Here is a 12,612-nt window from a genome sequence, read left to right on the forward strand (position 1 = left end):
TGAAAATAGCACACCCAATTCTACTGAGAGACGCTGGGGAATGCCCCGGCACAGTTGAACCTGACAGAGGCAGAAATGAGCCAAGAAGTGAGCGCGCACCCGAACATCTATTATGATCCCTACCTTAATCCTCAGCTGTTTGACGGCGTGCGGAAAAAACGGATCTTTGCGTGCGTCATCGATATTATCGCGATCACCGTTCTCTCTACCATCGCTTACTTTGTCGTCGGCTTTCTCGGCATCCTGACACTTGGCCTTGCATGGCTGTTATTCCCTGCAATCTGGCCACTAGTTGCCCTAGCCTACACTGCATTTTCACTGGGTGGGTTTAACTCCGCAACACCGGGCATGCGTGCGTTTGGCTTGGAAATGCGCCTGAGCAACGGCGGACGTCCATATCCGCTCTATGCAGCAATCCACGTCCTGCTCTTTTATTTCTCAGTAACAATACTCAGCCCTTTTGTCCTCATAGTCTCATTGTTTAGTGACCAAAAGCGCCTGCTCCATGATATCGTGCTTGGTGCCGTTATTATGAATTCCCCGGTGGATAGTCTGCATCGATAACAAACCAATGATGCAACGTGCAGTGACGAACCTGCCAGGACCCTCTAATAACGTGTGAAAGTGTAGCACGAGCGGGGACGCGCATGGAGAACCTGAACATACCGATGATCCTGACCTTTGTGATCATCGGATTCACGATCGTCCTGTATGCGCTGGAACGCGTCGCCATCGAGATCGTAGCACTGGGCTCCATTGTAGCCCTCATGCTGCTGTTCATGGCTTTTCCCCAAACATTGAATGGAACGCCAATCAGGCCGGAGGACTTTCTCTCCGGCTTTTCCAATCAAGCGCTGATCACGGTGATCTGCTTGCTGATTGTCGGCCAAGGCCTCTTCCAGACGGATGCTCTCGACAAACCCGCTCAGGCGATCCTGCGCATCTCAAAACAGCGCCGCTGGCTGGCAACCGGCCCTTTGCTGATTACTGTTGGCATTGTCAGCGCATTTTTGAACAACACACCCGTTGTTGTCATCACGCTTCCAATTCTGACCACCGTCGCCGCCGCGCATAACACCTCCTCCTCTCGTTTTCTCATGCCCCTTTCGTTCATTACGATCCTGGGCGGCATGACAACGATGATCGGCTCCTCCACCAACCTGCTCGTAGCCAATGTCGCCAACGCAACTGGTGAAGTCCGTATCAACTTCTTCACCTTCACCGCATTCGGCTCCATTCTCGCAGCCGTCGGCGCAGTTTATGTTTTGGTGATTTTGCCGCGCCTACTCAAACCTCGCCAAACCATGGCAGAGGAGTTCACCGGCAAGGATGGACGCCAGTTTATCGCTCAGATTCCAATCGTTTACGGCCATCCTCTAGTGGGAGAAAAGGCTGTCGCAGGTATGTTCCCAGCGCTTAAGGAAATGACGGTTCGCCTGATCCAGCGCGGAGAACGTCCGCTCCTGCCGCCCTTTGAAGACGTTCAGCTGCAGCCGGGCGATACAGTAATCGTTGCCGCAACTCGTGACACCCTCACCCGCGCCATCAGCCAACGCCACCCTCTCCTTCCAGCTGATGCAAACGAGAGCCCAACCAGCGAAGCAGAACACGCCTCTCCATCTGGTACGCTCACTCTTGCAGAAGCAGTTATTGCCCCCGGCTCCCGCCTGATTGGCCGCACGCTCTCCATGACAAGCTTCCACGCCGACACCGGCTGTGTTGTCACCGGATTACAGCGTCGCAGCCGCATGCCACGCATGCCAATGACCGATATCCGTATGGAATCTGGGGACGTTTTGCTGATTGCCGGTAACCGCGAAGAGATCAACCGCCTGCGCGGAAACCGCGATGTCCTGCTCATGGACTGGTCCGCAACCGAGCTGCCACAACGACAATATGCCCGTCGCGCATTGGCAATCTTCGTCGCCATGATCACCTTAGCAGTGTCTGGTGTCGTGCCAATTGTGGTGGCATCAATCGCAGCAACCCTCGCCATGATCATGTGCGGTTGCCTCAACATCCGCCAGACACTCCGCACGATCGACAGCCGAATATTCATGCTGATCGGCGCCTCCATTGCCGCCTCCCTCGCTCTGGAAGCGACGGGGGGTGATAATGCCATTGCGCAGACATTGCTCAACATTGCTGACGGCAGATCTCCAGCCTTTGTCCTCTCGCTTCTCTTTGCCGTTGTTGCGGTTTTAACCAACTTACTAAGCAACAACGCTACAGCGGTGCTCTTCACGCCCATCGCAATCGAGATGGCACACAGAACAGGCGTACCCGTAGAACCCTTCATCGTCTGCCTGATTTTTGCAGCAAACTGTTCATTTGCAACACCAATCGGCTATCAGACAAACCTCATCGTAATGGGCCCAGGTCACTACCGTTTCTCAGATTTTCTCTTCGCCGGCACACCTCTTGCCATAATCATATGGTTGACCTTCTCAATTGTCGCTCCTTACTATTATAATCTGTAAGGCGAAAAGAGGATAAATAAGAGAAAGGGACACTCTAGGTGACACGGCAAGCCTATGATAACCCGCAGTTTTATCTGACTGCCCCTACGGATTGCCCCTACCTGCCAGATCGTAAAGAACGTAAAGTCTTCACGCATCTTGTCGGGCCCAATGCTCCTGCGCTCAATGACGTCCTCACACAAGGCGGCTTCCGTCGCTCGCAAAACATCGCCTATCGTCCAGCCTGCGAAGACTGCCGCGCCTGCGTGTCAATCCGCGTCTGCGCACAAGAGTTTCAATGGACAAAGTCTTTGAAGCGTGTCTGGAAAGACAATCAGGATCTGATCGGAACAGAACTTCCACCCGGCCCATCAACAGAGCAATACGATCTGTTCCATGAATATTTAAGTGCCCGCCACACCAACGGCGGCATGACAGAGATGTCCCCCACCGACTATTCCATGATGGTGGAAGACACACATGTAGAGACAGCCCTCATTGAATACCGCCGCAGAGGCCCGAACTCCTTCATATCCGGTGAAGGCGAAGGACCCCTGATTGGCGTTGCGCTAACAGATCGCCTTTGCGATGGCCTGTCCATGGTCTACTCGTTCTTCGACCACAACGAGACCACGCGAAGCCTCGGGACCTACATGATCCTGGAACACATCGCCCGTGCGCAGCACCTTGGCCTGCCCTACGTATATTTGGGATATTGGGTTCAGGGGTCTCCAAAAATGACTTACAAAGAACGCTTCAAGCCACAAGAGCACCTTGGTGCACAAGGCTGGGAAAAGCAGAAATGATATCCCCCTCTCCAATCTAAAGAGATTTCAGATAGTCCTGAACGCGCAGAAATACCGACGTAAACTCTTCAGCCGTAATGCGCCGCGTGTTTACGTTGTACTGCGAACAATGGAAGCTGGAAAACATTCTGAGAGAAGGCGTAAGCTGAATTTCGCTACCATGCGCAAAAGGATAGTCACGAAGCTTAAGCTCAAAAGCCTTGAGCAACTCTTCATGCGCTGTCCGCCCAACAGCCACAACAGCCCTCGTCGCATCACTAACCAACAGAGAATCCAGAAAGAATTCACGACATGTCCGGATCTCAGCAGGCTTCGGCGCATTCTTCGGCGGCATACACTTCACCACATTGGTAATGCGCACATCAATCGGCTCGATCCCGAGCTCAGGCTCTGCCTCATTCCTGTAAGCAGCAAAACCACTCGCCGTCAGCGCACCATTCAGCATCTCACCTGAAAAATCACCAAAGAATGGAATACCCGTACGGTTCCCCCCTTTGTGCCCAGGCGCCAACCCAACAACAATAAGAGAGGCATCAACTGGACCAAAATCCAGCACCGGCGCATTGTGCCAGTCAGGATGAAGCGCGCGCAACTCCTCCCTATACGCAACAAGCCGGGAACAGAGTGCACACTCTCTCCCCGGCTTCTGCAAACTTTCGATACCGTGACGAACCTTAGTAGTCGTCATCTCCGATCTCATCATCCTCTTCTTCAACACGAGGTGGACGTTCACTTGGGTCACGTCCAACACGCTGCATCAGCGTAGACAATTCAATGAAGTGATCAGCCTGACGGCGCAGGTCATCAGCAATCATTGGAGGTTGCGTCTGAAGTGTAGAAACAACAGAAACTTTACGGCCACGACGCTGAAGCGCCTCAACCAGAGAACGGAAGTCACCATCACCAGAGAACAGTACAATATGGTCAACATGGTCAATAAGCTGCATGGCGTCTACAGCCAGCTCGATGTCCATATTGCCCTTAATTTTGCGACGTCCTGCAGAATCCACGAATTCCTTTACAGGTTTAGTAACAACTTTGTAGCCATTGTAGTCCAGCCAATCGATCAGAGGTCGAATGGAGGAATACTCCTGCTCTTCCACCAACGCTGTGTAATAGTAAGCGCGTAGCAGGTAGCCCTTTGATTGGAATTCTTTCAAGAGACGCTTGTAATCGATATCGAAGCCAATAGCTTTCGCTGTCGAATAAAGGTTCGCTCCATCAATGAATAAAGCAATCTTTTCGCGGGGATCAAACATATTATTTTTAGCCTTTCCGCTGCACAGACGCGTAAGTCAGTAACTTGTTATAAGCAATCACTTTCTGGGCATGCCTGTTTGCTGTCGTGACATGCCTAGAATGTATGCCATTCTAATTGACCCGGTTGCACTCTACGTTAAATCGAATACGCATTCGTTACGGACAAACATAAAACCTTGCCCCTCAGCATATATATTGCATTGGCCTAGTTAATATTGGACCAATGCGGTTCGATTCACCGGCCAGAAACTAAAACAAGATGAATGAAATTTACAGATGTCATCTTGCATAAATTAACAGGAACCCACTAAATATTCCCAGTTTATATTATAGATCCAAGTTAGCTTAGAAACAAACCACCGGATATAGATACTAAAGGTTCCAATAGAAACAAGGTTTCCTTGTTTTTTCGGATCTAGTGCATCCCAAGAAAATCTAGGTCCCAAAATGGGTTAATCTCTTATGTTATTTTTTTTCATCTATTCCAATTCCAGTGTACAATTCACATCTTGAATAGCATTCAGGTGTTGCAGATTTGAAAATTCATTCCCCCAGAAGAAGCTGTAATAAAAAACTAATCCGACGCAGCACTGCACACTAAAACATCTCTTCACAATAGTATTTAAACTAAAATCATGCGCGATAGACCTAAAGCCCCAATTTTTCTATGGCCTAATCTTAAGCAGCAGAAAGATGGAAAAACGCTCCCCACATAATAAGATGTAAAGGAGTTGCACAAAAAATGCAGAAACGGCTCTTGCCTTGCAACAAGAAGCATTCTATGAGTGGCCTCTGAATTCCCAGATATTATGGAGTGATCGAATGGCACGTGTGACCGTCGAAGATTGCGTCGACAAGGTTGAAAACCGGTTCGAGCTGGTTCTACTTGCCAGCCATCGCGCCCGGATGATTTCAAGTGGTTCTCCACTGACAATCGACCGCGACAATGATAAAAATCCGGTCTGCGCACTTCGCGAGATTGCTGAAGAAACTGTGAGCCCTGAAGATCTTAAAGAAGATCTCATTCACTCACTACAGAAGTTCGTTGAAGTTGATGAACCAGAAGCTGAAACAGCTCCAATGGTTCCAAGTGACCCACAGCAGCTTCAGATTAATGCCGTTGATGATTCAGAAGTAGAATTTGACAGTATTACTGAAGAAGACCTGCTTAAGGGGCTTGAAGGCTTGGTACCGCCGGAACGTTCCGACGACTACTAATCGCCCTCTGCAAGATGTCGGCGTCGGCCGGGCCGGCGCCTCGCATTTTCAGGTCCGGCCCTAGCTTATTTTTAAAGTGAAGCGGCCGCCCGAAAATGATGCGTCAATACGAACTTGTTGAGAAAGTAACCAGCTACAATCCCAATGCGGATGAAGCACTGCTCAACAAGGCATATGTTTATGCCATGCAAAAGCATGGTACCCAGACCCGCGCCTCTGGGGATCCTTATATTTCCCACCCTCTTGAAGTTGCTGCAATCCTCACGGATCTGAAGCTTGACGACGCAACCATTGCTGTCGCTCTTCTTCACGACACCATTGAGGACACTGATGCCACACGTGCCGAGATTGACCGCATGTTTGGCGAAGAAATCGGCAAACTCGTAGAAGGGCTTACAAAGATCCAGCGCCTGGATCTGGTATCCAGAAAAGCAAAACAGGCCGAGAACTTCCGCAAGCTCCTGCTTGCGATTGCTGATGATGTCCGCGTCCTCCTTGTGAAGCTGGCTGATCGCCTGCACAACATGCGCACACTTCACCACATGCGCGAAGACAAACGCCTCCGCATCGCTGAAGAGACCATGGAAATCTATGCGCCCCTTGCTGGCCGCATGGGTATGCAGGACATTCGCGATGAGCTGGAAGACATCTCTTTCGAGACACTCTACCCGGACGCCCGCGATACCATTCGTGAACGCCTGGCAACTCTGCACGGCAAGAACGAAAGCCTGATCACGGACATTGAAGAGGACCTGACGCAGCGCCTCGCCGAACAAGGCATCACAGCCAAGATCAGTGGACGCGAAAAGCGCGCCTACTCCATCTTTCGTAAGATGGAAGAAAAGTCTCTCGGCTTCGAACAGCTCTCCGATATCTACGGCTTTCGCGCAATCGTGCCAACACCAGAAGACTGCTACCGTGTACTGGGCGTAATCCATACGGCTTGGCCATGTGTACCGGGCCGCTTCAAAGATTACATCTCGACGCCAAAGCAGAACGACTATCGCTCCATACACACAACCGTGGTTGGGCCGAAACGTCAGCGTGTAGAGCTGCAGATCCGCACCCAAGCCATGCACCGCATCGCTGAAAACGGCATCGCAGCACACGCGCTCTACAAAGACGGCGTCACCGGTGGTCGCAACATTCAGTCCATGACAGCAGAATCCCGCGCCTATGGCTGGCTGCGCGGCACCATTGACCTGCTAGCACAAGGGGAATCCCCGGAAGAATTTCTCGAGCACACCAAGCTTGAACTCTTCCACGACCAGGTCTTCTGCTTCACACCAAAAGGCCGCTTGATCGCACTGCCACGCGGAGCAACCCCAATCGATTTCGCCTACGCCGTTCACACGGATATCGGCAACACCTGCGTGGGCTGTAAAATCAACGGACGCATCTCCTCGCTGGTCACTGAGCTGACCAACGGCGATGAAGTTGACGTCGTCCGCTCACAGGCACAGACACCTCCTCCGGCCTGGGAAAACATTGCCGTCACAGGCAAGGCACGTTCTGCAATTCGCAAGGCAACCAAAGCTTCCGCACGCCAGCAATATGGCGGACTTGGCAAACACATCCTTGAACGCGCCTTCTCCCATGCAGGCAAGGACTTCGACGAAGCAGCTCTTGAAGCACACATCAAGAAGTTCACCATGGAAACCACGCTCGACTTGCTCGTCGCCGTGGGTCGCGGAGATGTACAAGCAAGCGCTATTCTGGAAGTTGCATATCCAGACTACGCACCAGCACAAACAGCTGACCGCAACCCAAGTGCACCACCCGCAGCAGGCTCAGCCTCAGAGGGCTGGTTCGATCTGGACAAAGGCAGCTCGGTTAAGTTCAAGATTCCGGAAGGATCTCAGGAGAGTTCCAAAAACGGCTCTCTGCCGATCCGCACCAGCGTCTCCAGCTCACTCCCTGTGCGCTTTGCCCCAAGTGGCGGCGCAGTACCAGGAGACCGCATTGTCGGCATCCTGACACCGGGCGTTGGCATCACCATCTACCCGATCCAGTCACCGGACCTGAAGGAATTCGACGATCAACCTGAGCGTTGGCTCGACGTGCGCTGGGACATCGACCCCAATGCACCGGAGCGTTTCCCGGCGCAGATCAGCGTGTTCGCGGTCAACGAACCCGGCTCACTGGCAGCAATCACCAAGGTCATCGGTGATCACCGCGGTAACATTGATAATATCAAAATGATCCGCAAAGCCTCCGATTTTCACGAGATGCTAATTGATCTTGAGGTATGGGATTTGAAGCACCTGAATCTGATCCTGAACCAGCTGCGTGCCAAACCCAACGTTTCCGAAGCGCAAAGGGTGAACGGCTAGCCGCTGAAGAAAAGAGGAAAACCCATGGGCCCCAATGCAGTCCTGGACGTTTTCAGAGAAACAAAAGCCCTGAAGGAAGGTCACTTCATCCTTCCTTCAGGCTGGCACGGCTCAGCTTACCTGCAACGACAAAAGCTGCTGGAATACCCGGATAAGGTCGAAACCCTAGCCTCCGAACTGGTGAAAAAAATTGCCGCTCACCAGCTCCTCAACTTCTCCCATTTCGTTGCCCCCAGCTTAGGTGGCCTGATCGTCGCACTGCAAACTGCAAGAATCATGCAGAAGAGTGCCCTCTGGCTTCGCCGCGAAGGCGGCTACCTCACCACCGGACCGGCAACCATCCCTCCAAAGTCAAATGTATTTATAGTTCAGGATGTTGTAGGAACAGGTCACCTATGCCTTTCCACAATTGAAGCACTGCAGTCACTGAGCATTAACACCGTAGGTATTGGTTGTTTTATCGACAGGAGTCTTGACGATACGGACTTAGGAGTACCTCTAATATCTCTTGCTCCTTTAAAACGACCGGTGTATGCAGCCGAGAATGTACCAAAAGAACTCGCTGAGATACCGGCTATAGAAACAACCCCAATCGAGCCGTTTAACTGGCGCGATTGAAAATAAGCAAAGTACTTGAACCGAAATGATTTTTAAACGGCGGGATAAACCAACAAGAATAGAACGTATCCGCGTGGCTGTTTGGCCGCGTCACAGTTGGTCTCGCTCTTTCAGGTACTTAACAAAACGGGTTCTCCGCCTTTCAGCCAGCCCAAGAAAGATTGCAGCAGGCTTTGCCGCAGGCGCCGCTGCTTCTTTCACGCCATTCCTCGGTTTCCATTTTATTCTCAGCTTTGTCTTGGCCTATATTCTGCGCGGCAACATGCTTGCCGCGGCATTAGGCACAGCCGTAGGCAATCCACTCACCTTCCCGTTTATCTGGGCCAGCACCTACAAGGTCGGTCTCTATATTATGGATCTGGAAGACAAGCCCCTTCCAGATTTAGGTGGCAAACTGGATCATTCCATGCTGTCTCAATCGCTGGATTCAATCTGGCCAATCTTAAAACCAATGTTGATTGGCTCAATCCCGCTCGGTCTGGCCGCTGGTGTCTTTTTCTATTTTATTGTTCTGGGCTCGGTTTCCACTTACCAGAAAGCCAGAGCACATCGTTTTCGCTTAAAAAGAAAGCTGGCAAAAAAAAGCAAAAATGTCGCTCAGGAAAAATAAACGGGATCGCCGGACCGGCACTCCAACACTGAGCGGACCAGCAGGAAACACGAGTTGTCTCCTTGAAAAGATTTGCACCACAACAACTTATTCAGAAGGCTTGTGAGTTTCGCGCTCACGCGCCAATATATCCGTCACACAACGAGGCAGAGATGATTATTGGCATTGGCAGTGATCTGAGCGACATTCGAAGAATAGAGAAAACACTCTCCCGTTTTCCAGATCGCTTCACAAAACGCGTCTTCACAGATGTTGAGCGGGCAAAAGCAGAAAGTCGCGCCAACAAGGCTGCAACCTATGCGAAACGTTTTGCCGCCAAAGAAGCCTGTTCCAAAGCCTTGGGCACAGGTCTTTCAATGGGCGTTGCCTGGAAAGAGATGGGTGTCGTAAACCTGCCGAGCGGCAAACCGACCCTGCAACTGTCCGGCGGCGCGAAAGAAAGACTGGATAAACTTGTGCCAAAAGGCTTTGTGCCACGAATTGACCTTACAATTACGGATGATTACCCGCTGGCACAGGCATTTGTCGTTATTTCGGCATGGCCAGAGGACTGGCCGGGTCTAGAGCCGTGAAAACGTAAATGAACTGGATTGCAGAAGTGGCCTTGAACCGCTAAGAGATCCACCTATGTGAATATTATTGTCAGGAGACTGACTCGCACTATTTAAGTGATGGGCATCGGGCCAAGCGAGTATTCTCTTACCACGAAGGATGAACATGAGCCAATCCAAAGAAAAGGAGCAGGAAGGCGGCGTATATGAGACCATTAAGGTCATCGCTCAAGCTCTGCTACTCGCTCTGGTTGTTAGAACATTTCTTTTTCAGCCATTTTTTATTCCTTCGGGCTCCATGAAAGATACTTTGCTGATTGGCGACTACCTGTTTGTCTCTAAGTACAGCTATGGCTACTCAAAGTACTCTTTCCCATTTGGACTGGCACCATTTGACGGACGTGTCTGGAGTTCCCCTCCAGAGCGCGGCGACATTGCCGTTTTCAAGCTACCAAAAGACAACTCCACCGATTATATTAAGCGTGTGATTGGCTTGCCTGGCGATGAAGTTCAGATGATCAATGGCATTTTGCACATCAATGGCAATGCTGTTGAGCGCAAGCGCATTGACGATTACATCGAAAAAGACGCTTATGGGAACATTCACAAGATCCCGCGTTATATCGAAACACTACCAAATGGCATAAGCTACCAGACCCTTGATATCACGACCAATGGCTCTCTGGACAACACACCCGTCTATCACGTACCAGCAGATCGCTATTTCATGATGGGCGACAACCGGGATAATTCGCAGGACAGCCGCGTTCTTTCCGAAGTGGGCTACGTCCCGTTCGAGAACTTTATCGGACGCGCTGAAATCATCTTCTTCTCTATTGAAGATGACCAGCCTGCATGGATGTTCTGGAAATGGCCTTGGACTGTTCGCTGGGATCGCCTTGGCGACGTACTCTAAAGCGTAGCGCCTGCAACGGCCTCCGGTTTTCGGAAAAAACTACGCCCAACCACACTTGAAGCAGTTTGAGTGATACAGTTAGTGACACAAACTGCTTCAGAAAGCCTGCAAAGCAGTCTTTGAAGGAATTAGCCGGAATTATGAGCAGAAGAAAAAGACCGGTATCAGACGCAGCTCTGGAAGAGCGCATCGGCTACAAGTTCACGAACAAGGAACTCCTTGTTCGTGCTTTGACGCATGCCAGTGCCCTTCCGGTTGCAAAGGCTTCCCTGCAGAGCTACCAGCGCCTTGAGTTTTTGGGCGATCGAGTGCTCGGCCTTGCAATTGCGACGATGCTGGAAGAAAATTTCCCTAAAGCAGATGAAGGGGAACTTGCTCGGCGCCTGAACCAACTTGTAAAGCGCGAGACATGCGCTGAAGTTTCCAAGGTCATCGACATTGGCCAGCATATGCGCGTCGGCGAAGCTGAAGCACATACTGGTGGACGATCTAAAACAGCAATTCTTGCAGACATGTGCGAGAGCCTGATTGCAGCAATTTACCTTGATAGCGGATTTGACGAAGCCGAGAGCTTCATCAAACGCTATTTTGCTGTAAGAATGGTGTCTTACACAGGTCCATTGCGAGATGCCAAAACAACTCTTCAGGAGTGGGCACAGTCCAAAGGACGCCCTACTCCGTTATACGAAACAGTCTCTCGCAGCGGCCCAGACCATGCCCCGATCTTCAAGATCCGCGTGAATGTGGAAGGCGTTGGTCCCGGCGAAGCCGTCGGAAGCTCAAAGCGCATTGCAGAACAGTCCGCTGCCGAGAACATCCTGCGCCGCGAAGGCGTGTGGAGCGAATAGGTCTTAAATGAACGACGAAAACAACAACAATGACCTGCCAGAGGGCATGAACTTCAACCTCGGCAAACTCAACGAAAACACACGCGCTGGCTTTGTCGCGTTGATTGGCGCGCCAAATGCGGGCAAGTCGACGCTGCTGAACCAGTTGGTTGGCACGAAGGTTTCAATCGTCACCCACAAGGTGCAGACAACACGCGCAATCGTTCGCGGTGTTGCGATTGAAGACGACAGCCAGGTTATCTTCGTTGACACACCAGGCATCTTCCGCCCGAAACGCCGTCTTGACCGCGCAATGGTCGACACAGCATGGGGCGGAGCCAAGGACGCTGACGTCGTTGCCGTTCTCATCGACGCCAAGAAAGGCATCAATGAGTCTGTAGAGCGTATTTTGAACGAACTGGAGCACATCAAACTCCCGAAAGTTCTGATCCTCAACAAGATCGACATCACCAAGCGCGATCAACTTCTGGCACTTGCGGCAAAAGCCAACGAGTACACCAAGTTTGATCAGACCTTCATGGTCTCTGCTATCAACGGTTCCGGTACAAAGGACATCCTAAAGTACTTCTCCGATCAGATGCCCAAAGGCCCATGGCTCTATCCGGAAGATCAGGCCTCCGACATCCCACTGCGTATGTTGGCTGCTGAGATCACCCGCGAGAAGCTTTACCTGCGCCTTCATGAAGAGCTACCTTACATCTCCACTGTCGAGACCGATAAGTGGGAAGATAAGAAAGATGGCTCCATCCGTATCGAGCAGACAATCTTCGTTGAACGCGACAGTCAAAAGTCAATTGTGCTGGGCAAGAACGGTCAGACCATCAAAGCAATCTCAAAAGCTGCACGTGAAGAGCTCACAGAAGCCTTTGAGACCACAATCCATCTCTTTGTGTTTGTGAAAGTGCGTGAAAACTGGTCCGATGATCCAGAACGCTATCGCAACATGGGATTGGACTTCCCACACTAGCGTATCCCCGAAAAGCGGATCCGGTT

The 12,612-nt window shown here is 51.2% G+C and carries 13 protein-coding genes; 11 read left to right on the forward strand and 2 right to left on the reverse strand.

Annotation, left to right across the window (positions count from 1 at the left end; all coding sequences use genetic code 11):
• Nucleotides 1-75 precede the first annotated feature (75 nt).
• From PsW64_RS25405 to PsW64_RS25415, 3 genes are all read left to right on the forward strand, one after another.
• On the forward strand, nucleotides 76-564 hold the full coding sequence (locus tag PsW64_RS25405) for an RDD family protein (RefSeq protein ID WP_208981025.1): 489 nt from the start codon (nucleotides 76-78) through the stop codon (nucleotides 562-564).
• A gap of 83 nt (nucleotides 565-647) precedes the next feature.
• On the forward strand, nucleotides 648-2,480 hold the full coding sequence (locus PsW64_RS25410; RefSeq protein WP_063305418.1) for an SLC13 family permease: 1,833 nt from the start codon (nucleotides 648-650) through the stop codon (nucleotides 2,478-2,480).
• Between the two features lie 38 nt (nucleotides 2,481-2,518).
• Entirely contained in the window at nucleotides 2,519-3,265 is a 747-nt protein-coding gene (locus tag PsW64_RS25415; protein WP_063289211.1) for an arginyltransferase, read from the forward strand.
• A 16-nt stretch (nucleotides 3,266-3,281) separates the two neighbouring features.
• On the opposite strand, the gene PsW64_RS25420 is transcribed toward PsW64_RS25415, so the two are convergent.
• Both PsW64_RS25420 and PsW64_RS25425 read right to left on the reverse strand, forming a co-directional pair.
• Nucleotides 3,282-3,953, reverse strand: coding sequence for a uracil-DNA glycosylase (locus PsW64_RS25420; RefSeq protein ID WP_208981026.1), 672 nt, complete (start codon nucleotides 3,951-3,953; stop codon nucleotides 3,282-3,284).
• Nucleotides 3,940-4,524, reverse strand: coding sequence for a LabA-like NYN domain-containing protein (locus PsW64_RS25425; protein WP_057464284.1), 585 nt, complete (start codon nucleotides 4,522-4,524; stop codon nucleotides 3,940-3,942). The genes PsW64_RS25420 and PsW64_RS25425 overlap by 14 nt, the downstream gene beginning before the upstream one ends.
• Nucleotides 4,525-5,347: 823 nt before the next feature.
• Between PsW64_RS25425 and rpoZ the strand changes: the two genes are divergently transcribed.
• The 8 genes from rpoZ (at nucleotide 5,348) to era (ending at nucleotide 12,586) form a co-directional block, all read left to right on the forward strand.
• On the forward strand, nucleotides 5,348-5,743 hold the full coding sequence (gene rpoZ, locus PsW64_RS25430) for a DNA-directed RNA polymerase subunit omega (RefSeq protein ID WP_057464283.1): 396 nt from the start codon (nucleotides 5,348-5,350) through the stop codon (nucleotides 5,741-5,743).
• A gap of 95 nt (nucleotides 5,744-5,838) precedes the next feature.
• Complete coding sequence (locus PsW64_RS25435; RefSeq protein ID WP_063305420.1) at nucleotides 5,839-8,076, forward strand: RelA/SpoT family protein; 2,238 nt, start codon at nucleotides 5,839-5,841, stop codon at nucleotides 8,074-8,076.
• Nucleotides 8,077-8,100: 24 nt separating this feature from the next.
• On the forward strand, nucleotides 8,101-8,694 hold the full coding sequence (locus tag PsW64_RS25440; protein WP_057464282.1) for a hypothetical protein: 594 nt from the start codon (nucleotides 8,101-8,103) through the stop codon (nucleotides 8,692-8,694).
• Between the two features lie 25 nt (nucleotides 8,695-8,719).
• The gene (locus PsW64_RS25445; RefSeq protein ID WP_057464281.1) at nucleotides 8,720-9,304 is read left to right on the forward strand and encodes a DUF2062 domain-containing protein; all 585 of its coding nucleotides are present in this window, start codon (nucleotides 8,720-8,722) and stop codon (nucleotides 9,302-9,304) included.
• Between the two features lie 152 nt (nucleotides 9,305-9,456).
• A complete protein-coding gene (gene acpS, locus PsW64_RS25450; RefSeq protein WP_057464280.1) occupies nucleotides 9,457-9,876 on the forward strand; it encodes a holo-ACP synthase in 420 nt (139 codons plus the stop codon).
• A gap of 145 nt (nucleotides 9,877-10,021) precedes the next feature.
• The gene (gene lepB, locus PsW64_RS25455; RefSeq protein WP_206598980.1) at nucleotides 10,022-10,771 is read left to right on the forward strand and encodes a signal peptidase I; all 750 of its coding nucleotides are present in this window, start codon (nucleotides 10,022-10,024) and stop codon (nucleotides 10,769-10,771) included.
• Between the two features lie 140 nt (nucleotides 10,772-10,911).
• Nucleotides 10,912-11,619, forward strand: a complete 708-nt coding sequence (rnc, locus tag PsW64_RS25460) for a ribonuclease III (protein ID WP_057464278.1) — start codon at nucleotides 10,912-10,914, stop codon at nucleotides 11,617-11,619.
• Between the two features lie 46 nt (nucleotides 11,620-11,665).
• A complete protein-coding gene (gene era, locus PsW64_RS25465; protein WP_063289384.1) occupies nucleotides 11,666-12,586 on the forward strand; it encodes a GTPase Era in 921 nt (306 codons plus the stop codon).
• Nucleotides 12,587-12,612: the final 26 nt, after the last annotated feature.

It is taken from the genome of Pseudovibrio sp. W64 (assembly GCF_001623145.1).
GTDB lineage: Bacteria > Pseudomonadota > Alphaproteobacteria > Rhizobiales > Stappiaceae > Pseudovibrio.